The organism is Helicobacter pylori (genome assembly GCF_014496485.1).
GTDB classification, from domain to species: Bacteria; Campylobacterota; Campylobacteria; order Campylobacterales; family Helicobacteraceae; genus Helicobacter; species Helicobacter pylori_DD.
Genome location: NZ_JACTAX010000001.1, coordinates 101840 through 122855, shown reverse-complemented (window position 1 = coordinate 122855; position 21016 = coordinate 101840). Strand labels below are relative to the sequence as shown.

The 21016-nt window shown below is 39.5% G+C and carries 19 protein-coding genes and 3 pseudogenes; 19 read left to right on the top strand and 3 right to left on the bottom strand.

Features of this window, described 5'->3' with window-relative positions:
- Positions 1-16 precede the first annotated feature (16 nt).
- From minD to IC572_RS00555, 11 genes and pseudogenes are all read left to right on the top strand, one after another.
- Complete coding sequence (gene minD, locus IC572_RS00605; protein WP_187854710.1) at positions 17-823, top strand: septum site-determining protein MinD; 807 nt, start codon at positions 17-19, stop codon at positions 821-823.
- The gene (gene minE / locus IC572_RS00600; RefSeq protein WP_000051478.1) at positions 820-1053 is read left to right on the top strand and encodes a cell division topological specificity factor MinE; all 234 of its coding nucleotides are present in this window, start codon (positions 820-822) and stop codon (positions 1051-1053) included. The genes minD and minE overlap by 4 nt, the downstream gene beginning before the upstream one ends.
- Positions 1054-1059: 6 nt before the next feature.
- Positions 1060-1860 carry a DNA-processing protein DprA gene (dprA, locus tag IC572_RS00595; protein ID WP_078252646.1) on the top strand — a complete coding sequence of 267 codons (801 nt, stop codon included), beginning with the start codon at positions 1060-1062 and terminating at the stop codon, positions 1858-1860.
- On the top strand, positions 1857-2261 hold the full coding sequence (gene ruvX / locus IC572_RS00590; RefSeq protein ID WP_187854709.1) for a Holliday junction resolvase RuvX: 405 nt from the start codon (positions 1857-1859) through the stop codon (positions 2259-2261). Before dprA ends, ruvX begins: the two co-directional genes overlap by 4 nt.
- Before the next feature lie 284 nt (positions 2262-2545).
- On the top strand, positions 2546-2983 hold the full coding sequence (locus IC572_RS00585; protein WP_187854708.1) for a tetratricopeptide repeat protein: 438 nt from the start codon (positions 2546-2548) through the stop codon (positions 2981-2983).
- 184 nt (positions 2984-3167) lie between these two features.
- The gene (locus IC572_RS00580) at positions 3168-3506 is read left to right on the top strand and encodes a hypothetical protein (RefSeq protein WP_000699940.1); all 339 of its coding nucleotides are present in this window, start codon (positions 3168-3170) and stop codon (positions 3504-3506) included.
- Entirely contained in the window at positions 3490-4050 is a 561-nt protein-coding gene (locus IC572_RS00575; RefSeq protein ID WP_187854707.1) for a hypothetical protein, read from the top strand. Before IC572_RS00580 ends, IC572_RS00575 begins: the two co-directional genes overlap by 17 nt.
- Positions 4051-4079: 29 nt before the next feature.
- Positions 4080-4736 (top strand): glycoside hydrolase family protein, encoded by a 657-nt coding sequence (locus IC572_RS00570; RefSeq protein WP_232263296.1) that lies wholly within the window; start codon positions 4080-4082, stop codon positions 4734-4736.
- Positions 4737-5044: 308 nt separating this feature from the next.
- Positions 5045-5423, top strand: a pseudogene (locus tag IC572_RS00565) (DUF1294 domain-containing protein).
- Positions 5423-6207: pseudogene (locus tag IC572_RS00560) on the top strand (hypothetical protein). Before IC572_RS00565 ends, IC572_RS00560 begins: the two co-directional pseudogenes overlap by 1 nt.
- Positions 6197-7320 (top strand): annotated as a pseudogene (locus IC572_RS00555) (hypothetical protein). Before IC572_RS00560 ends, IC572_RS00555 begins: the two co-directional pseudogenes overlap by 11 nt.
- A gap of 29 nt (positions 7321-7349) precedes the next feature.
- Here the strand turns inward: IC572_RS00555 and IC572_RS00550 are convergent.
- From IC572_RS00550 to pyrG, 3 genes are read right to left on the bottom strand one after another with little or no spacing between them, the layout of a single operon-like run.
- Positions 7350-8246, bottom strand: coding sequence for an RluA family pseudouridine synthase (locus IC572_RS00550; RefSeq protein WP_187854706.1), 897 nt, complete (start codon positions 8244-8246; stop codon positions 7350-7352).
- The gene (gene recJ, locus IC572_RS00545; protein ID WP_187854705.1) at positions 8246-9796 is read right to left on the bottom strand and encodes a single-stranded-DNA-specific exonuclease RecJ; all 1551 of its coding nucleotides are present in this window, start codon (positions 9794-9796) and stop codon (positions 8246-8248) included. The genes IC572_RS00550 and recJ overlap by 1 nt, the downstream gene beginning before the upstream one ends.
- Positions 9797-9805: 9 nt before the next feature.
- A complete protein-coding gene (gene pyrG / locus IC572_RS00540; protein WP_001949959.1) occupies positions 9806-11422 on the bottom strand; it encodes a glutamine hydrolyzing CTP synthase in 1617 nt (538 codons plus the stop codon).
- Between the two features lie 256 nt (positions 11423-11678).
- Between pyrG and IC572_RS00535 the strand changes: the two genes are divergently transcribed.
- From IC572_RS00535 to IC572_RS00500, 8 genes are read left to right on the top strand one after another with little or no spacing between them, the layout of a single operon-like run.
- Complete coding sequence (locus IC572_RS00535) at positions 11679-12341, top strand: phosphatase PAP2 family protein (RefSeq protein ID WP_187854704.1); 663 nt, start codon at positions 11679-11681, stop codon at positions 12339-12341.
- Between the two features lie 43 nt (positions 12342-12384).
- Positions 12385-14088: a flagellar basal-body MS-ring/collar protein FliF gene (gene fliF / locus IC572_RS00530; RefSeq protein WP_187854703.1), complete on the top strand. Its 1704-nt coding sequence runs from the start codon at positions 12385-12387 to the stop codon at positions 14086-14088.
- A 12-nt stretch (positions 14089-14100) separates the two neighbouring features.
- The gene (gene fliG / locus IC572_RS00525) at positions 14101-15132 is read left to right on the top strand and encodes a flagellar motor switch protein FliG (protein ID WP_077656576.1); all 1032 of its coding nucleotides are present in this window, start codon (positions 14101-14103) and stop codon (positions 15130-15132) included.
- Entirely contained in the window at positions 15119-15898 is a 780-nt protein-coding gene (gene fliH / locus IC572_RS00520; protein ID WP_000056232.1) for a flagellar assembly protein FliH, read from the top strand. The genes fliG and fliH overlap by 14 nt, the downstream gene beginning before the upstream one ends.
- Before the next feature lie 2 nt (positions 15899-15900).
- Positions 15901-17751 carry a 1-deoxy-D-xylulose-5-phosphate synthase gene (gene dxs / locus IC572_RS00515; RefSeq protein ID WP_187854702.1) on the top strand — a complete coding sequence of 617 codons (1851 nt, stop codon included), beginning with the start codon at positions 15901-15903 and terminating at the stop codon, positions 17749-17751.
- Between the two features lie 20 nt (positions 17752-17771).
- Positions 17772-19562 (top strand): translation elongation factor 4, encoded by a 1791-nt coding sequence (gene lepA / locus IC572_RS00510; RefSeq protein ID WP_187854780.1) that lies wholly within the window; start codon positions 17772-17774, stop codon positions 19560-19562.
- Positions 19563-19570: 8 nt separating this feature from the next.
- A complete protein-coding gene (dcm, locus tag IC572_RS00505) occupies positions 19571-20500 on the top strand; it encodes a DNA cytosine methyltransferase (protein ID WP_187854701.1) in 930 nt (309 codons plus the stop codon).
- Positions 20493-20963, top strand: a complete 471-nt coding sequence (locus IC572_RS00500; RefSeq protein WP_332246562.1) for a group I intron-associated PD-(D/E)XK endonuclease — start codon at positions 20493-20495, stop codon at positions 20961-20963. Before dcm ends, IC572_RS00500 begins: the two co-directional genes overlap by 8 nt.
- Positions 20964-21016 lie beyond the last annotated feature (53 nt).

Genomic DNA, 21016 nt, shown 5'->3' with positions numbered 1-21016 from the left:
AATTAAAAGGAATCATATGGCAATAGTAGTTACTATCACTTCAGGTAAGGGGGGCGTGGGTAAAAGCACCACCACGGCTAATTTAGCGATCGGCTTGGCTGAGAGCGGTAAAAAAGTCGTAGCGGTTGATTTTGACATAGGCCTTAGGAACTTGGATATGATTTTAGGGTTAGAAAATCGCATTGTTTATGATGTGGTGGATGTGATGGAAAAAAATTGCAACCTTTCGCAGGCTTTAATCACGGATAAAAAGACGAAGAACCTTTCTTTTTTAGCGGCTTCACAAAGCAAGGATAAAAATGTTTTAGATAAGGAAAAAGTAGCGATTTTAATCAACGCTTTAAGGGCGGATTTTGACTATATTTTGATTGACTCACCGGCTGGGATTGAAAGCGGCTTTGAGCATGCGATTTTGCATGCGGACATGGCGTTAGTGGTGGTAACGCCGGAAGTGAGTTCCTTAAGGGATAGCGACAGAGTGATTGGCATTATTGACGCAAAGTCTAATCGGGCCGAAAGAGGCGAAGAAGTGCATAAGCATTTGATAATCAATCGCTTAAAACCTGAATTAGTGGCAAATGGCGAGATGATTCCCATAGAAGAAGTGCTTAAGATTTTATGCTTGCCTTTAATTGGGATCATTCCTGAAGATCACCATATTATTTCAGCGACCAACAAGGGCGAGCCGGTGATTCGCACGGACTGCGAGAGCGCGAAAGCTTACCAACGCATCACCAGAAGGATTTTAGGCGAAGAAGTGGAATATGTGGAATTTAAGGCTAAAAGAGGCTTTTTTAGCGCGTTAAAAGGGATATTTTCATGAGTTTGTTTGATCTTTTTAAAAACAAAGGGAGTGCGACCACCGCAACCGATAGATTGAAATTGATTTTAGCCAAAGAGCGCACCTTAAATTTACCTTATATGGAAGAAATGCGTAAAGAAATCATTGCCGTCATTCAAAAATACACTAAATCTTCAGACATCCATTTCAAAACCCTTGACAGCAACCAGAGCGTGGAAACGATTGAAGTAGAGATCATACTGCCTAAATAGTTTGAAATGAAAAGTAATTTCCAATACAGCACGCTAGAGAATATCCCTAAAGCCTTTGACATTCTCAAAGACCCCCCTAAAAAGCTCTATTGTGTGGGCGATACCAAGCTTTTAGAAGCGCCTTTAAAAGTGGCTATCATCGGCACAAGAAGACCCACCCCTTACAGCAAGCAACACACGATCACCCTAGCCAGAGAGCTTGCTAAAAATGGCGCGGTTATTGTGAGCGGGGGAGCGTTAGGCGTGGATATTATCGCTCAAGAAAACGCCTTACCAAAAACGATCATGCTTTCGCCTTGCAGTTTGGATTTGATCTATCCTACGAACAACCATAAAGTGATCCAAGAAATCGCGCAAAACGGCCTGATTTTAAGCGAATATGAAAAAGACTTCATGCCCATTAAAGGCTCTTTTTTAGCGAGAAACCGCCTGGTGATCGCTTTAAGCGATGCGGTCATTATCCCCCAAGCGGATTTAAAAAGCGGCTCTATGAGCAGCGCGAGATTAGCCCAAAAATACCAAAAACCCTTGTTTGTTTTACCCCAACGCTTGAACGAGAGCGATGGCACTAATGAGCTTTTAGAAAAAGGGCAGGCTCAAGGGATATTTAATATTCAAAATTTTATAAACACCCTTTTAAAAGACTACCATTTAAAGGAAATGCCTGAAATGAAAGATGAATTTTTAGAATATTGTGCGAAAAACCCTAGCTATGAAGAAGCGTATCTCAAATTTGGGGATAAACTTTTAGAATACGAGCTGTTGGGTAAGATCAAGCGCATCAATCATCTCGTGGTGTTAGCATGATTTTAGCATGCGATGTGGGGTTAAAACGCATTGGTATCGCTGTGTTTTTAAACAGCGTTATCTTGCCTTTAGAAGCGATTTTGCGCCACAACAGAAATCAAGCTTCTAGGGATTTGAGCGATTTATTGAGAAAAAAAGACATTCAAGTGCTAGTGGTGGGCAAGCCTAATGAAAGCTATGCGGATACCCACGCCCGTATTGAGCATTTTATCAAGCTTGTAGATTTTAAGGGCGAAATCGTTTTTATTAATGAAGATAATTCCAGCGTAGAAGCCTATGAAAATTTAGAGCATTTGGGCAAGAAAAACAAGAGGTTCGCTATCAAAGACGGCCGGTTAGACTCTTTGAGCGCTTGTAGGATTTTAGAGCGCTATTGCCAACAGGTTTTAAAAAATCATTAGGGATAAAATTCTAGTATAAAAAATGCTCAAAGGTATTTTTTACAAGCACTCTTTTTGGGTTAGGGGGATTAAACGCAAAATATTCCTATCTCCTTATGATTTTTATTGTAAAACAAAACAACTAAAACCCCATTTATGAAAATTAAAAGGTTTTAGTCATCAATATTTGATTATAATAATAAAGTCTGAATTTTTTAATAAAGGGAGAAGCGTCATGCTAAGTTTCAAAAAAGCGATTTTTAGGGTTTTATGCTTGTGTTGTGTGTTTATTGGGGGGGGGGTTAATGGCAGAGCCAAACCCTGAAGAGCTTGCTGATCAGGGCAAAGAGATTCTTGATTTTGCCGTGAGTGGTGGGGGTGGTGCATTTAGAGGAGATAGTCTTGAGGCTAAGAAGTATTATATTCAAGCTAAGGAATACTTTGAAAAAGCTTGTAATTTAAACTATGCTAAGGGGTGTGTTAGTCTAGGTTATCTATATGAGGGTGAAAATCTGGTAATTAGGAGAGAACCTAGGTTAAAAAAGCGTTTGGAAAAAGCCATTCAATACTACTCTAAAGCGTGTGATTTAAAAGATGGTGAAGGGTGTTTTAATTTAGGGTATATATATGAACTAAATGGGTATGGAGTAGAAAAAAACTCAATAAAAGCCGCTTACTTTTACTCTAAAGCATGCAAACTAGGATTTCAAAAGACATGCGAGATACTCAAAGAATTGAAATAGGGGACAAAAAGCATGCGATAGTCTCATCTAGAAACTATCCCACAAAAGCCCTATTTTAGGGGGTTAGAACATCGCCAAAATGCTCCTTATTCTTTTAAGAAGACATTTACTAGAGAGTTTTAATTTTTTTTTGGTATTCTTTTAGGGGTCATTAGTCTTAAAAACTCTTTAAAAACGGATAACCATGAAAATTATGCATCAAGTTAGGGATTTTTTAGATTCTTGCAAACAAACGATCCAAAAAAATTCTAGTGAAGTCTTTCAAAAAACCAAACGAGCGCTTTTTAAAGAAAAATCTCAAAAAATCAGGGAGCAAGCGGTTAAAATCGTAGAAAAACGCTTGATAAAAGAGAACATGCAACTGAGCGATTTTAATGAAGAAGAATTAAAAATCATGTTTGAAGCTGAAGAAAAAAGGTTGTTAGAACAAATCCACGCTAAAGAATTGAAAGAAAAACAAGAAAAAACCACCAAGCATTTTAAAGAAGTTTGGGAAAAGGGCGAAAATGAGCAAGAAAAATAGCGTAATTTCTGGTTTGATGAATTTTTTTAGCGAAAAGAATGAACGCTGGCTGTTAGCCCACAGGCACACGAGAGGGTTTGTGATCGTGGCATGGCTTTTTAGGTTTAAAAGCATTGCGTTTTCTATTTTGATCACTCTGTTAATTATTTTAGTGGATATTTGGGTTTATAGCGATGTGCGCCAGTTTTTATTGGACACTTCTAGCTCTTTTGTTTGGCTTTTGATCGCTTTACTAATCAAGTGGGGCGTGATCATTATAAGCGCGCGCAAATGCTACCAATTCAGCCAAAAAATGTTTGCGTTAATCCAAAGAAAAAGGCAAATCAGAGAGAATTTAAAAAACCGCTCCAACTACAAAGACACCAAAAATGCGGAAAAACTCTCTAGCATCGCTGAAGAGATTATTTCAAAAAAACAAGAAGAATTACAGAGCAAAGAAACCCCAGAGGGTAAGCATGATGGAGAGAGACTCTCTAGCGTTACTGAAGAAATCATTTCAAAAAAACTAGAAGAATTGAAAGCTAAGAATAATAAAGGCAGCTAAAAGGGTGTTGGACGCTTTATCTTAGCAAATTGATCTTAGCGGCGTCGTTTTTGATAGTGGATTCAGAGGGGTTTTCGCCTTCTATTTATACCGACAAGACGGAGCATCCCACGATTGGCTATGGCTATAATTTGAGCGTTTATTCTTATGAGGGTAAGCGTATCACCAAAGCGTATGGGCTTTTAACTGATATATTAAAAGAGAATTATAAGGCTATTCTCTCTTATGGGTGGTATAAAAATTTGGACGCAATGAGGAGAATGGTCATCTTGGATTTGAGCTACAATTTAGGCTTGAACGGACTGCTCAAATTCAAGCAATTCATCAAGGCCATAGAGGATAAGAATTATGCTTTGGCTGTGGAGAGACTGCAAAAAAGCCCGTATTTCAATCAAGTGAAAAAAAGAGCGTCAAGGAATATGGAAATTTTGAAATTGGGGGGTTGCGAAAAACATTGTAAGAAAAAATACACGATAGAAAAGGTGATCAAAGAGGTGGGGCTTGAGCTCAAATCAAAGTCAGTCATGCCGTATTTTTTCAACGAATACGATCTGACCAAAAACGCCAACAGAGAAGAGCCTGAGAGGTTGAGAAGCCAAATAATATCTATTTTGATGAAAACCCCTAAGGGGCGAGAGATTTTGAAAGAATATTTGAACGAGGGCTGTATTTTGCTTGGGGAATAAGAAAGAGTGTCATGCTAAAGAATTTCAAAAAGGCCTTTTTTAGGGCTTTGTGCTTGGGCGCGTTGTGTTTATTGGGGGAGTGGTGTAGTAATTTAGGGAGGCTTTAAAAAAGCAAGGGAGCGGAAATGTTAAAAAGTAAGGGCTTGATGCGAGCAGGTCAAAAATCATGTTAAAACACCCAGTCTTAACTTTTGTAAAGGAATAGATTTGAGAATCAATCTTAAAATTTTGCTTTCTCTCTCTCTCTCTCTCTCTAAAAAGCCAAGTGGTAGCGTTTGGGTTGTTAAAACGCTCTTGAAAGGGTGAGCGTGGAATTTGCTTCTATCGTTTGGTTGCTCATAGTCAATATTCTGATTTTTATTCTCATGCTGGTGGATAAAAATTGAGCAAAAAATGTGGCGTATTCCTGAAAAAGCTTTGTGGGTTTTATCGCTCCTTGGCGGGTCTGTCGGGTTTTTGGTCGCTATGGTTGTGTCCCACCATAAGATCTTAAAGCTTAAGTTTAAATACGGCGTTTCGCTCATTTGCTTGATAGAGAGCGCAATCCTTTACTTTGTCAGCAAGGATCTTTTTTGGATAGTAGCGCTAACGATATTCTCACTATCTTTGATACTGGTAGCGTTTAAGATCTTCCTCCTTAAAGACAACCCTAACAAACGCTTCAAAAATAAGAGGGATAAAAGATAATGTCTTATTTTTTTAAAATCATTCTGGGCACAAGCGTGATCGTTGGGGTGTTGTTGGGCTTGTGGCGTTTGACTTACGATAAGTCCTGCTTCTCGTTGGTCTTTGTGCTGCTGATACTAGGGATTGTCGCTTACAGCTATATTTCTTTAAAAATGCATCAGAGGAAGTGCTTCGCCAAGTGTTTCGTGAATAGCGAATCCTTCTTATCCAAGATGCTACACTCCCCAATAATGGTGTCTTGCTTTTATTTTATTTTTTCAATTTTTACATCCATATCCATCGCTTATAGCGTGCTGGACTATAATTGGATGATATGGGGGCTTGTTTTTTGCACTATCGTTGTTTGCGCTGCGGTGTTTGGCGTGCTTGAAGAGATGCTTAAGAGTATCATCAAAGAAGATTATTTGATGCTGATGTCTAGAGAAGTGAGCGCTTTTGTGGGGACTCTTTTCTTCATTGGCTTGAGTTGCTATGTGATCTATCATGGCAACATGCCCGATTATTTGAAACCAGCTTTGATAGACACTATTAAGGCAGCGAGTGATTCCGCTTATTCAAATTGTGATTATACGAGTTATGTTTTAGAATTTAAAAAATGTTAGAGGGGGTTACTTGGTGGGGCATGCACAAAGCAGAGAGCATGGGCTTAAATAAGGGGTTTATGGTTGCGGGCTGGGTAGCGTTTATCATCTATAACGCTCTTAGCGGGATAGCCATCAGCAGGCTGAGCGCTCAAATCATTTATTGTTTATCAAAATGTATTAGTGGTGAGTGTGGAAAATGATGTTAAAGAAGATCTAGAGCAAGCAAGACCAAAGTTAGAGCCAGAAAAGCAAAAGCAAGAGCTAGAAAAGCTAACATAAGAAAAAGAACAAGAAATTAAAAAAAGGAAGAAAGAAAGTATATTTACATTCTTTTAGAAATTATTAAGAAAGAAAGTACATTCCTTTAGGAATTATTTTTTTATTCATACTTTATCCTAATTTTAAGTAGCATCCCATATAATGAACCCAGTCAAGCGATCAAAACAGCTCGCACAAAAACAATCATCGAAACTTTTCCAGATTTAATATCAGATCTAATAAAAAATAATCTTGATAGCCACCAACAAGAAATAAGCGATTTGCTGAGTAGCAGTAAGGATAAAATGCATAGCAAGGTGGACGCTCAAATAGACAATCTTTTTGATCCAATAGAAAACAATGTGGATAAGTTCTTAGACTGGCACTACTCTCTCAAGGGAAATTATAGCGAGTTTGCCCTTTTTGTAGCTAAAAAGATCGGCTTGAGCGCCGAAGACGCATTATTCAATAAATTACAGGAAAAACTTTTAGGGGCTGATTACAAACAACGATTAAAAACGATGACAGACAACATTTCTGATGCTTTTATAAGCTTGTTGCGCCAGCACAAAAAGGATACAGAAAAGATTGCCACACAAGGAGTGGCTGGTATTTCTCAAGTTGCGGAATCTTTAAAAAATATTGATGACAGAATAGAAAGAGATTTGAACTTAAAAATGGGTTTCGCAGCGATAATAGGGGCAACGGCTAGTGTGCATGCTAGTGCACTTATGAAAGGGCTAGCCCCAAAGCTTGTGAAAAGGCTTGGCACTAAATTAGGGGCTAAATTCCTCGCAAAGTTTGGCATAGCCGTGGGTGGCGTCTTATCAGCTCTTGGGGCTGATGTGGCTTTTAATTATATTGATGAATGGCTCCACAGAGATGATTTCAAAAAAGAAATTTTGAACAACATCAATGAAGTGAAAAAATATCTGAAAGAAAGCTACAAAATGGGTTTTGATAACAGCATTACCAAATTCAGCCAAGAACTTCAAGAGGATTTAAAAAATATAGAAACAATAAGCGTTAAAGCGCATGTGGAAAAACTCAACTAAACCCCAGAAGAGGACAACCAAAAGAACAATCAATAAAAGAGCGGTAGATCTTTCAAAAACGGCATGAAGCGTTCAGGCATTGGGGAAGCGATTTGATAGATCGCCCCTTTAAATTCAAACTCTAAACTAGCGGCATGGAGCATGAGTAATGGGGCGTTATTTTCGTGCTTTAATTGAAGGTATTCTCTAGCGTTTTCATCTGCCACCCCATAAAGCCCCTCGCCCACGATCCTATGATTTATACTGCTTAAATGCAAGCGGATCTGGTGCGTGCGCCCGGTGAGCGGGGTTATTTTGAGTAGGCTTATATCCAAAAAAGGGTTATATCTTAAAGGTTCAACAAGAGTAATTGAAGGCTTGCCTAAAGGAGAAATTTGAGATCGAATGTGCAAATCTTTTTGAATGTTTTCTGGCGTTAGAATGGGTTTGTCTATGATGATACTTTTATCCACCAACCCATGCGCTAGCGCCAAATAAGTTTTTTTCACTTTTTTTTGCATGAAAAGCGCTTTTAAATCCTTAACGCTTTGTGAGGTTTTGCCCGCTAAAACTAACCCGCTCGTTTCATAGTCTAGCCTGTGGGCTGGGTGGGCGTTTTTGCTAAAATGAGATTGGATACAATCTAATAAGCTTTCATGGTAAAAATAGCCTTTAGGGTGGGTATAGACTTGAGCGGGTTTGTCAAACACGCCAAAATCTTTCGTCTCAAAAACAAGCTTTTCTTGTTTTTCATTAGGCTTGAAATAAATCAAGCGAACGACCCCTTGAATGATTTGGGATTTACGCACGGCTTGTTGGTTTTGTTTTAGGCGTTGCTTGTCAAGGTGCCGTTGGGCTTCTTTTAAAGAGCATTTTAAAACATCGCGCACCAAAAACAAGGCTTTGGTGGGTTTTAAAATTTCAAATTCTTCTTCAACAAAAGGCACTACAACAAACTTTTAACAAACATTTTAGGCTCATTAGAACACTCATCTAATTCCACGCTAAAAAGCACGCTCACCTTTTCGCCCGCTTTCAAAAACCGCTCAGTGTTAAAATAAATAGCCTCTTTGACGCATTCTTTATCCTTAAAACGCAAAACCTGGTGGCTTTCTTTAATGATTTTTTCTTCTATGACTTCTAAATTTTTTGCTTGGAATAGGGGTTCAGGGTTTTCTTGCCCATAAGGTTCGCCCATCTCTATAATCTCTAAAAGCTCTCTGTCAATGTCTTTTAATTTGAGCGTTAAAGGGGGTTCTTCTTCACAAAAAGGCAAGACTTTAAAATCAAAATTTTCTAAAGTTTCAAAGAGCGAGACGATATTGTTTTTTCCAACACTCAACCCGCACGCTTGCCTATGCCCTCCATAGCCGAGCAACAAAGAAGAAACCCCATTCAAAGCGTCAATCAAGTCAATATTTGAAGAGCTACGAGCGCTCCCTTTATACACCCCTTCTTTAAAAGTAAAAACCAGGCTTGGCTTTTGAGTGGCTTCCACTAACTTTGAAGCCACGATCCCAAGCACGCCCTCATGCCAATCATCCTTAAAGGCGATGATGATTTTTTCTCCAACCATCGCATGCTTAAAAGCTTCTTCAAAAACCTGCTGTTGGATCATTTTACGCTTCGTATTGCATGCTTTCAAGCGTTCATACAAAGAATAGCCATCTTGAAAATTATTCGCGCTTAAAAAATCTAAAGCCATTTTAGCGTCTTGCATGCGCCCTGCGGAATTGATTAAAGGGGCGATATTAAAAGAAATATCGCTCGCTTTTAAAGAGCGTTTTCTAAAAACTTCTCTTTGGCGTAAAAACCCCATCGCCCCTAAGGATTCTTTTTGCAAAAAATACAAGGCTTTAGAAACTAAAAAGCGGTTAAAAAAAGTCAAAGGCATCATATCAGCAATAGTCGCCACGCCCGCTAAGCACAATAACTCACTAGAATGGCTTTTTTCTTTTCCTAGAAGCTGGTGGATACCATAGCACAAATAAAACGCCACCAACGCCCCGCACACTTCCTTTTGGATAAAATCACAATCTGGTTGCTTGGGGTTGATCACCGCATAAGCGTCTGGGATTTTATCATGGTGTAAGCAATGGTGATCGGTGATGATTAGGGTGTAATTTTTTTCTTTGCAAAATTGAGCGGCTTCAAAGGCGTTAATCCCGTTATCCACCGTGATGATTAAAGGGGCATGGTGTTTTTCTAAAAATTTTTTAGAAATCCCATAGCCATCCATGAAGCGATTAGGGATTGCAATGCGGACATGCTTGTAATTCAAACTTTTAAAGAATTTTGCCATGATAGCAGAGCTAATCACGCCGTCAGCGTCATAATCGCCCACCACTAAAATTTCTGTGTTTGCGCGCATGGCTTCTATGATTTTGAGCGCGGCTTTTTTCAAGTCTTTAAATAAAAAGGGGCTAGGAAACCCTTTTTCATTATAAGCGATAGAAGCCACTCGCTCTTTGATTTGAGCTTTAAGCTTTTGTTTCATTCTTTTAGATTAGGATTTATGAAGAGCGCTCTTAATGAAATCCAAAATAATAGGGTTAGGGCTTTGCAACCTGGAAGTGAATTCCGGGTGGAATTGCACCCCCACAAAGAACGGGTGATCTTCTAATTCAATCGCTTCAATCAAATGATTCGCCCCAAAGCCCACCACTTTCAAGCCCTTATTTTCCCACTCTTGGCGGTATTTGGGGTTGATTTCATAACGATGGCGGTGTCTTTCTTTAATATTGGGCTTTTTATAGGCTTTTTCTAACAAGCTGTTAGGCATGATTTCGCATTCGTATTCGCCTAATCGCATGGTGCCACCCAATGGCGAATTATAGGTACGCACCTGTTTTTGGTGGTTTTGATCGATAAAATCTTCAATCAAATACACCACAGGGTATTCGCAGCGTTGGTTAAATTCCGTAGAGTTAGCCCCTTTCAAGCCTAAAACATTGCGGCAAAACTCCACGATCGCTAATTGCATGCCCAAACAAATCCCTAAAAAGGGGAGTTTTTCTAACCTAGCCCTTTGAATGGCGCAAATTTTGCCCTCAATCCCCCTTTCTCCAAAGCCCCCAGGCACTAAAATCGCATCAACGCCCTCTAAATCCGTCTTTTCATTAAAATTCTCGCTATCCAGCCATTCAATATTGACTTGCGTATCCAGATGCGCGCCCGCATGGATTAGGGCTTCAATCAAGGATTTATAAGATTCTTTCAAGCTTAAATACTTGCCCACAAAACCAATTTTGACTTTGTGTTTAGGAGCGATAATCTTTTCTACTAAAGTGTTCCAAGCCGCCATTTTGGGGTGCAACTTATTCAAATTAAAGCGTCTGGCAATGGGGGTTAAAATGCCTTCTTGCAAGAAAAGAATGGGGCATGCGTAAATGCTTTTAGTGTCTGTGGCCACAATCACGCTGTCTTGCTCCACATCGCAACTCAAAGCGATTTTCTTTTTCAATTCTTTATCCAAAGGCTTAGGCGATCGCGCCAAAATGATTTGAGGGGTTACGCCAAGGCGCCTTAATTCCTGGACGGAGTGTTGCGTGGGTTTGGTTTTTAATTCGTTAGTGGTTTGGATATAGGGGATCAAGGTTACATGCACATTAATGACTTTTTCATTCCCTAATTCCAATTTAAGCTGGCGGATCGCTTCCAAATAAAACATGCCCTCCATATCGCCCACGGTTCCGCCCACTTCCACGATTAAAAAATCCAACCCCTTAGCCGCGCTTTTAATGCGCCTTTTGATTTCATCGGTTACATGGGGGACGATTTGAATGGTTTTGCCTAAATATTCCCCTTTCCTTTCGTTTTCTATCACGCTTGAAAAAATCTGCCCGGTAGTGAAATTATTCAACCTCGTTAAATTCCTGTTCAAAAAGCGTTCATAATGCCCGATGTCTAAATCCGTTTCAGCGCCATCGCTAGTTACAAACACTTCCCCATGCTCTAAAGGGCTCATGGTGCCTGGATCAATATTAATATAAGGATCAATCTTCAAAATGGAAACCTGGTAATTGCAATGCTGTAAAAGCGTAGCGATTGAAGAAGATGAAATCCCTTTCCCTAGAGAGCTTAACACGCCCCCTGTAACGAATATAAATTTGGCTCTATCCATAAGTTATTGCGTTCCTTTGATTTTTACTTCTTAAAATTGTAGTCTAAAAAGGGTTAAAAAGCTTTAAAAGAGGGCAAAAATTAAAACGATTTCAAAAAAAAAAAAACAATTTCAGTTTCTTATTAGTTAGGTTTGATTAAAATAAAAAGCTTTTATGCGTTTAAACTTCATTGTCTTAAAACTTTTAAGAGCAATTTTAAAATTCGTTGGCGTATAATATCCATTTTGAATGAACTGACTAAAAGGGTTTTAAATAATGGCTGAAAATTCTTTCAAAAATGTTTCCACACAACCCAAACCATTTTTCTTATTACCAGTTAAAACCCTGTTTCTTTTAGGGGGCGTTTTTAGCGCGTTTTTTATCCTTATTGCTGGTTTAGTCCTTTTTGGTTACACTAATTCAATGGACCATGCGATTTTTAACTTGATGCGTTCAAATTCTTCTAGCCCTATTTTAGATCAAACGCTCCAACGCGTTGTTTTTTTAGGCTCTTCTCAATTCGTGTTGCCTTTGAGCTTGTTAGTGGGGGTGTTTTTAAGCCTGTATCGTAAAAATTTAGCGCTTGGGGTGTGGTTTGTGCTAAGCGTGGTTCTGTTTGAAGCCCTTTTAGAATCTTTAAAACACCTTTTTACACACTCCATTCAATGGCTTTCGCACAGCGCTAATTTCCCTAGCGCTATCGTGCTTTCTTTGACGCTATTTTATGGGTTGCTTGTTTTATTGATACCCCATTTGATCACGCATCAAATATTTCAAAACATTCTTTCTTGTAGTTTGCTTGGTTTGATTTTTTTAATAGGCTTAGTGCTGATTGTTTTAGGGGTGTCTTTTAGCAGTGTTTTAGGAGGGTTTTGTTTAGGGGCGTTAGGGGCTTGTTTTTCCATAGGGATTTATTTGAGCGTGTTCCAAAAGATCTAAGCGAACGGCTTAAAAGAATGAAAATTTTATCAAGGTTTTAATATTGGATTTAAAGGTATTATTGCAACGGATTGTTGATTTTTTCATCAAGCTCAATAAAAAGCAAAAAATCGCCCTGATCGCAGCGGGGGTTTTGATCACCGCCTTGCTTGTGTTTTTGTTGCTCTATCCTTTTAAAGAAAAAGACTACGCGCAAGGGGGTTATGGGGTTTTATTTGAAGGCTTAGACTCTAGCGATAACGCTTTAATCTTGCAGCACCTCCAGCAAAACCAAATCCCTTATAAAGTCTCAAGAGATGACACCATTCTTATCCCTAAAGATAAAGTGTATGAAGAAAGGATCACTTTGGCTTCTCAAGGGATCCCTAAAACGAGTAAAGTGGGCTTTGAAATCTTTGACACTAAAGACTTTGGGGCGACTGATTTTGATCAAAATATCAAACTCATTCGCGCCATTGAGGGGGAATTGTCGCGTACGATTGAAAGTTTAAACCCTATTCTTAAAGCCAATGTGCATATTGCAATCCCTAAAGACAGCGTGTTTGTGGCTAAAGAAGTGCCTCCTAGCGCTTCGGTGATGCTCAAACTCAAGCCTGACATGAAGCTTTCACCCACTCAAATTTTAGGGATTAAAAATTTAATCGCTGCAGCTGTGCCTAAACTCACGATAGAAAATGTGAAAATCGTGAATGAAAACGGCGAATCAATAGGCGAGGGCGATATACTAGAAAACTCCAAAGAATTAGCCCTAGAGCAATTGCATTACAAACAAAATTTTGAAAACATTTTAGAAAATAAGATTGTCAATATCTTAGCCCCTATTGTGGGGGGTAAAAACAAGGTGGTCGCAAGGGTCAATGCGGAGTTTGATTTCAGCCAAAAGAAAAGCACTAAAGAGACTTTTGATCCCAATAATGTCGTAAGGAGCGAGCAAAATTTAGAAGAAAAAAAAGAAGGCGCTCCTAAAAAACAAGTTGGCGGTGTGCCGGGGGTTGTGAGCAATATCGGGCCTGTGCAAGGATTGAAAGACAATAAAGAGCCAGAAAAATACGAAAAGTCTCAAAACACGACCAATTATGAAGTGGGTAAAACCATTAGCGAGATCAAGGGCGAGTTTGGCACTTTAGTGCGTTTGAATGCGGCGGTTGTGGTGGATGGCAAGTATAAAATCGCGCTTAAAGACGGGGCAAACGCTTTAGAATACGAGCCTTTGAGCGATGAATCGCTTAAAAAAATCAACGCTTTAGTCAAACAAGCCATTGGTTATAATCAAAATAGAGGCGATGATGTGGCGGTGAGTAATTTTGAGTTTAACCCTATGGCGCCTATGATTGACAACGCTACTTTGAGCGAAAAAATCATGCATAAAACTCAAAAAATCTTAGGCTCATTCACGCCTTTAATCAAGTATATTTTGGTGTTTATAGTGTTATTCATTTTCTATAAAAAAGTGATCGTGCCTTTCAGCGAACGCATGCTGGAAGTGGTGCCTGATGAAGATAAGGAAGTGAAATCCATGTTTGAAGAAATGGATGAAGAAGAAGATGAGTTGAACAAACTCGGCGATTTGAGAAAAAAAGTAGAAGATCAATTAGGGCTTAATGCAACCTTTAGCGAAGAAGAAGTAAGATACGAAATTATTTTAGAAAAGATTAGAGGGACCCTTAAAGAGCGTCCTGATGAAATCGCAACGCTCTTTAAACTCCTAATCAAAGATGAAATCTCTTCAGACAGCGCGAAAGGTTAAAAAAGGTTAAAAATGGCAACCAAGCTTACCCCCAAACAAAAGGCTCAATTAGACGAACTTTCCATGAGTGAAAAAATCGCCATTTTACTCATTCAAGTGGGCGAAGACACCACAGGCGAGATTTTAAGACATTTAGACATTGACTCTATTACAGAGATTTCTAAGCAAATCGTGCAATTAAACGGCACAGATAAGCAAATCGGTGCGGCGGTTTTAGAGGAATTTTTTGCGATTTTTCAGTCTAACCAATACATCAATACCGGTGGTTTAGAATACGCTAGAGAGCTTTTAACCAGGACTTTAGGGAGCGAAGAAGCTAAAAAAGTGATGGACAAACTCACTAAAAGCTTGCAAACGCAAAAAAATTTCGCTTATTTAGGCAAAATCAAGCCCCAACAACTCGCTGATTTCATCATTAACGAACACCCTCAAACCATTGCCTTGATTTTAGCCCACATGGAAGCCCCTAATGCGGCTGAGACTTTGAGCTATTTCCCTGATGAAATGAAAGCCGAGATTTCTATTAGAATGGCGAATTTAGGCGAAATATCGCCCCAAGTGGTTAAAAGGGTTTCCACGGTGTTAGAAAACAAACTAGAATCGCTCACCAGCTATAAAATTGAAGTGGGTGGTTTGAGAGCGGTGGCTGAAATCTTTAACCGCTTAGGCCAAAAGAGCGCTAAAACCACGCTCGCTCGCATTGAAAGCGTGGATAACAAGCTCGCCGGCGCGATTAAAGAAATGATGTTCACTTTTGAAGATATAGCCAAACTAGACAATTTCGCCATCAGAGAGATTTTGAAAGTAGCGGACAAAAAAGACTTGTCTTTGGCGTTAAAAACTTCCACGAAAGATTTAACCGATAAATTCTTAAACAACATGAGCAGTAGGGCTGCAGAGCAGTTTGTAGAAGAAATGCAATATTTAGGGGCAGTCAAAATCAAAGATGTGGATGTGGCTCAAAGGAAAATCATTGAAATCGTGCAGAGCTTGCAAGAAAAAGGCGTGATCCAAACCGGTGAAGAGGAAGATGTCATTGAATAGCCGTAAAAACTTGATCCAAAAAGACCATTTGAATAAACATGACATTCAAAAATACGAATTTAAGAGCATGGCGAATTTACCCCCTAAAACTAATCCTAATGGCGCGTCTTTAGAAACGCCTAACCACCCCCAAGAGCCTTTGGAAAAAAAAGCGATAGAAAACGATTTGATTGATTGTTTATTGAAAAAAACCGATGAGCTTTCAAGCCATTTGGTGAAATTGCAAATGCAATTTGAAAAAGCCCAAGAAGAGAGCAAAGCTTTGATTGAAAACGCTAAAAACGATGGCTATAAAATCGGCTTTAAAGAGGGCGAAGAAAAAATGCGTAACGAGCTCACTCACAGCGTGAATGAAGAAAAGAACCAGCTTTTGCATGCGATCACGGCTTTAGATGAAAAAATGAAAAAATCACAAGATCATCTAATGGCTTTAGAAAAGGAACTGAGCGCGATTGCAATAGATATAGCTAAAGAAGTGATCCTTAAAGAAGTGGAAGACAACAGCCAAAAAGTAGCCCTTGCTTTAGCTGAAGAGCTTTTAAAAAACGTTTTAGACGCAACGGATATTCATTTAAAAGTCAATCCCTTGGATTACCCTTATTTAAACGAGCGTTTGCAAAACGCTTCCAAAATCAAATTAGAGAGCAATGAGGCTATTTCTAAAGGAGGCGTTATGATCACTAGCTCTAACGGGAGCCTTGATGGGAATTTAATGGAGCGCTTTAAAACGCTCAAAGAAAGCGTGTTGGAAAATTTTAAGGTGTGATTTTGCAAAATAAAACTTTTGATTTAAACCCTAATGATATTGCAGGCTTGGAGTTGGTGTGTCAAACGCTAAGGAATCGTATTTTAGAAGTGGTGAGCGCTAATGGGGGGCATTTAAGCTCTTCTTTAGGGGCTGTGGAGCTGATTGTGGGCATGCATGCCCTATTTGATTGCCAAAAAAACCCTTTTATTTTTGATACTTCGCACCAAGCTTACGCCCATAAGCTTTTAACCGGGCGTTTTGAAAGCTTTAGCACTTTGAGGCAATTCAAGGGTTTGAGCGGCTTTACTAAACCCAGCGAGAGCGCATACGATTATTTCATCGCTGGGCATAGCTCCACTTCGGTATCTATAGGCGTGGGGGTGGCTAAAGCTTTTTGTTTGAAACAAGCACTAGGCATGCCTATCGCTTTATTAGGCGATGGGAGCATTAGTGCAGGGATTTTTTATGAAGCCTTAAACGAACTGGGCGATAGGAAATACCCCATGATCATGATTTTGAACGATAATGAAATGAGTATCAGCACGCCTATTGGAGCCTTATCCAAAGCCCTTAGCCAGCTGATGAAAGGCCCGTTTTATCAGTCTTTCCGCTCTAAAGTTAAAAAAATCTTAAGCACCTTACCTGAAAGCGTGAATTACTTAGCGAGCCGTTTTGAAGAATCTTTCAAACTCATCACCCCGGGCGTGTTTTTTGAAGAATTGGGCATTAACTATATAGGGCCTATTAACGGGCATGATTTGAATGCGATTATTGAAACCTTGAAATTAGCCAAAGAGCTTAAAGAACCGGTGCTAATCCATGCGCAAACCTTAAAGGGCAAAGGCTATAAGATCGCTGAAGGGCGCTATGAAAAATGGCATGGGGTGGGGCCTTTTGATTTGGATACCGGTTTGTCTAAAAAATCCAAAAGCGCGATTTTATCGCCCACTGAAGCGTATTCTAACACCCTTTTAGAATTGGCCAAGAAAGATGAAAAAATCGTAGGCGTAACCGCGGCGATGCCTAGCGGCACAGGATTAGACAAACTCATTGACGCTTACCCTTTGCGCTTTTTTGATGTCGCTATCGCTGAGCAACACGCTTTAACTTCTAGCAGCGCTATGGCTAAAGAGGGGTTTAAACCTTTTGTGAGTATTTATTCTACTTTTTTACAGAGGGCTTATGATTCTATTGTGCATGACGCTTGTATTTCTAGCTTGCCGATTAAATTAGCCATTGATAGGGCTGGGATTGTGGGCGAAGATGGCGAGACACACCAAGGGCTTTTAGACGTGTCGTATTTGCGCTCTATCCCTAACATGGTCATTTTTGCCCCACGAGACAACGAGACTTTAAAAAACGCCGTGTATTTTGCTAATGAGCATGATTCAAGCCCTTGCGCGTTCCGCTACCCTAGGGGGTCGTTTGTATTAAAAGAGGGGGTTTTTGAGCCTAGCGGTTTTGTTTTGGGGCGAAGCGAATTGTTGAAAAAAGAGGGCGAAATTTTACTCATTGGCTATGGTAATGGCGTGGGGAGGGCGCATTTGGTCCAACTGGCTTTAAAAGAAAAAAACATAGAATGCGCGCTTTTGGATTTGAGATTCCTTAAACCTTTAGATCACAATTTAAGCGCGATCGTTGCCCCTTATCAAAAGCTCTATGTTTTTAGCGATAATTACAAGCTTGGGGGGGTGGCTAGCGCGATTTTAGAGTTTTTGAGCGAACAAAATATTTTAAAACCTGTTAAAAGCTTTGAAATCATTGACGAATTTATCATGCATGGGAACACCGCTTTAGTGGAAAAATCCTTAGGCTTAGATACAGAGAGTTTGACTGACGCTATTTTAAAAGATTTAGGACAAGAGAGATGAAAGAAAAGACGCCTACGCCAATGAAGAATATCCGCAATTTTTCCATTATCGCTCACATTGACCATGGTAAAAGCACTTTAGCGGATTGTTTGATTTTTGAATGCAACGCTATCAGTAACAGAGAAATGAAGAGCCAAGTGATGGACACTATGGATATTGAAAAAGAAAGGGGCATTACGATTAAGGCTCAAAGCGTGCGCCTGAATTACACTTTTAAGGGGGAGGATTATGTTTTAAACCTCATTGACACCCCAGGGCATGTGGATTTTAGCTATGAAGTGTCTCGCTCTTTGTGTTCATGCGAAGGGGCGTTATTGGTGGTGGATGCCACTCAAGGCGTGGAAGCGCAAACCATTGCAAACACTTATATCGCTTTAGATAACAATTTAGAAATTTTACCGGTGATCAATAAAATTGATTTGCCTAATGCGAATGTTTTAGAGGTTAAGCAGGACATAGAAGACACGATAGGGATTGATTGTTCTAACGCTAATGAAGTGAGCGCTAAAGCTAAGCTTGGCATTAAAGATTTGTTAGAAAAAATCATTACCACCATTCCTGCCCCTAGCGGTGATCCTAACGCTCCTTTAAAAGCGCTCATTTATGATTCATGGTTTGACAATTATTTAGGGGCGCTAGCGTTAGTGCGTATCATGGATGGGAGCATCAACACAGAGCAAGAAATTTTAGTGATGGGGACGGGTAAAAGACATGGCGTTTTAGGGCTATACTACCCTAACCCTTTGAAAAAAATCCCCACCAAAAGTTTAGAATGCGGCGAGATTGGCATTGTGAGTTTAGGGCTAAAAAGCGTTACGGATATTGCGGTGGGCGACACGCTCACAGACGCTAAAAACCCTACCTCTAAACCCATTGAAGGCTTTATGCCGGCTAAACCCTTTGTTTTTGCGGGGCTTTACCCTATAGAAACGGACCGGTTTGAAGATTTAAGAGAAGCGTTATTGAAGCTCCAGCTTAACGATTGCGCTTTGAATTTTGAGCCTGAAAGCTCCGTGGCGCTTGGTTTTGGCTTTAGGGTGGGCTTTTTAGGGTTATTGCACATGGAAGTGATCAAAGAAAGGCTGGAAAGGGAATTTGGCCTTAACTTAATCGCTACCGCTCCTACGGTGGTGTATGAAGTGCATTTGACGGATAATAGCATCAAATACGTTCAAAACCCTAGCGAATTGCCCCCTGAAAACCATATCGCTTGCATCAAAGAGCCTTTTGTGAGGGCGACAATCATCACGCCGAGTGAATTTTTGGGTAATTTAATGCAGTTATTGAACAATAAAAGAGGCATTCAAGAAAAAATGGAATATTTGAACCAGTCTCGTGTCATGCTCACTTATTCCTTGCCGAGCAATGAAATTGTGATGGATTTTTATGACAAACTCAAATCTTGCACGAAAGGGTATGCGAGCTTTGATTATGAGCCTATAGAAAACAGAGAGGCTCATTTGGTGAAACTAGATGTGAGGGTGGCAGGCGATGTGGTGGATGCACTTTCTATCATTATAGATAAGAATAAGGCGTATGAAAAGGGGCGCGCTTTAGTGGAAACGATGAAAGAGCTTATCCCAAGACAGCTTTTTGAAGTCGCTATCCAAGCGAGCGTGGGGAATAAAATCATCGCCAGAGAGACGATTAAATCTGTCGGTAAGAATGTAACGGCTAAGTGCTATGGGGGCGATATTACACGAAAAAGAAAACTCTTAGAAAAGCAAAAAGAGGGTAAGAAACGCATGAAGGCTATCGGCAAGGTAGAACTTCCCCAAGAAGCGTTTTTAGCGATATTAAAGATTGATTAGGGCGTTTGATGAAAGTAGGCTCACTTTTTGCTGGGATTGGAGGGTTTGAATGCGCGTTTTTACAAGCGGGCTTTGAAATTAGCTGGGCGAATGAATTAGACAAAGACGCATGCAATACTTATAGGGCTAATTTCAAACACAAGCTTTTAGAACAAGACATTAAAGATTTAAACCCCAATGAATTAGAAGATGTTGGGTTGATAAGCGCAGGGTTTCCTTGTCAAGCGTTCAGCATTGCTGGGTTGCAAAAAGGGCTTAATGATGAAAGAGGGGCGATTGTTATGGAAATGTTTCGCATCATTCAAGCCAAAAAACCTCAAGTTTTATTATTAGAAAATGTCAAAAATTTAGTGAGCCATAATAAGGGGGAAACCTTAAAATTTATTTTAGAAACTTTAAAAAACTTAGGCTATTTTGTCCATTATAAAATACTAAACACTTATGAATATTCTACTATACCACAAAATAGAGAGCGGGTTTATATTATAGGATTTTTAGATGAAAACCATTACAAGCGTTTTCATTTTCCTTTAAAAATCAATCACACGCAAAGCATTAAGGATTTATTGGAAATAAAAGTGGGTGAGGAATTTTATTACAAGCGGTATCGTTTTTATGAGACTTTAAAAAAAGAAATCACCAAAAGAGACACTTGCTACCAATGGCGCAGGCATTATGTAAGAGAAAATAAAAACAATCTTTGCCCCACTCTTACAGCCAACATGGGGACAGGAGGGCATAATGTGCCTTTAGTTTTAGACGAGCAAGGTATAAGAAAACTCACGCCTAAAGAATGTCTGAATTTTCAAGGTTTCGCTAAAGATTATGTTTTACCTAATGCCACTAAAAGCAAACTTTATAAACAAATTGGTAATTCTGTGAGTGTGCCTGTGATTAAAGCTTTAGCGTTAGAAATTAAAAAGGTTGTTTATGGATAATCATACGCATCAAGCTTGGGTCATCAATTTAACCGGTATTGACAAGGGGATTTTTCGCACAATGAATGGCAACGCTGATGAACTCATTGCTATAGGAAGAGTGATTAAAGCAGGATTTCCTTGCAGTAGAGTGGATGTTACAAACGCTAAATATGATGCTATTGTGGATCTAGGGGGAAAGCAGAAACTATTAAGGATACAGATTAAAGGCACAGGGGGAGATACCTTGAATTTTACAGGGGGCTATAGGAGTGGGGTTCAAATTGATAGGAATGCCCCCAAACGCACTTACAAATACACCAAAAAAGATTGCGATTTGATTTTAGGGATAGACACTCGCACGAGCGAATGCTATATTATCCCTATTGAAGACACACAAGAATGGGGCAACACAAAGAGTTTGTCGCAACTCCAACATTATAAAGAGAATTGGCAAATTTTGATTGACTTGGCGTTGGAATAAAAATATAAAATTACATTCACAAACAAGAAAAAAGATCTCTTTAATCATATAGT

What these genes read in the sequence shown, in the direction of transcription:
- minD (WP_187854710.1), top strand. Translation starts at nt 17, where the DNA reads ATGGCAATAGTAGTTACTATCACTTCAGGTAAGGGGGGCGTGGGTAAA.
- minE (WP_000051478.1), top strand. Translation starts at nt 820, where the DNA reads ATGAGTTTGTTTGATCTTTTTAAAAACAAAGGGAGTGCGACCACCGCA.
- dprA (WP_078252646.1), top strand. Translation starts at nt 1,060, where the DNA reads ATGAAAAGTAATTTCCAATACAGCACGCTAGAGAATATCCCTAAAGCC.
- ruvX (WP_187854709.1), top strand. Translation starts at nt 1,857, where the DNA reads ATGATTTTAGCATGCGATGTGGGGTTAAAACGCATTGGTATCGCTGTG.
- IC572_RS00585 (WP_187854708.1), top strand. Translation starts at nt 2,546, where the DNA reads ATGGCAGAGCCAAACCCTGAAGAGCTTGCTGATCAGGGCAAAGAGATT.
- IC572_RS00580 (WP_000699940.1), top strand. Translation starts at nt 3,168, where the DNA reads ATGAAAATTATGCATCAAGTTAGGGATTTTTTAGATTCTTGCAAACAA.
- IC572_RS00575 (WP_187854707.1), top strand. Translation starts at nt 3,490, where the DNA reads ATGAGCAAGAAAAATAGCGTAATTTCTGGTTTGATGAATTTTTTTAGC.
- recJ (WP_187854705.1), bottom strand. Translation starts at nt 9,796, where the DNA reads ATGAAACAAAAGCTTAAAGCTCAAATCAAAGAGCGAGTGGCTTCTATC.
- pyrG (WP_001949959.1), bottom strand. Translation starts at nt 11,422, where the DNA reads ATGGATAGAGCCAAATTTATATTCGTTACAGGGGGCGTGTTAAGCTCT.
- IC572_RS00535 (WP_187854704.1), top strand. Translation starts at nt 11,679, where the DNA reads ATGGCTGAAAATTCTTTCAAAAATGTTTCCACACAACCCAAACCATTT.
- fliG (WP_077656576.1), top strand. Translation starts at nt 14,101, where the DNA reads ATGGCAACCAAGCTTACCCCCAAACAAAAGGCTCAATTAGACGAACTT.
- fliH (WP_000056232.1), top strand. Translation starts at nt 15,119, where the DNA reads ATGTCATTGAATAGCCGTAAAAACTTGATCCAAAAAGACCATTTGAAT.
- lepA (WP_187854780.1), top strand. Translation starts at nt 17,772, where the DNA reads ATGAAGAATATCCGCAATTTTTCCATTATCGCTCACATTGACCATGGT.
- dcm (WP_187854701.1), top strand. Translation starts at nt 19,571, where the DNA reads ATGAAAGTAGGCTCACTTTTTGCTGGGATTGGAGGGTTTGAATGCGCG.
- IC572_RS00500 (WP_332246562.1), top strand. Translation starts at nt 20,493, where the DNA reads ATGGATAATCATACGCATCAAGCTTGGGTCATCAATTTAACCGGTATT.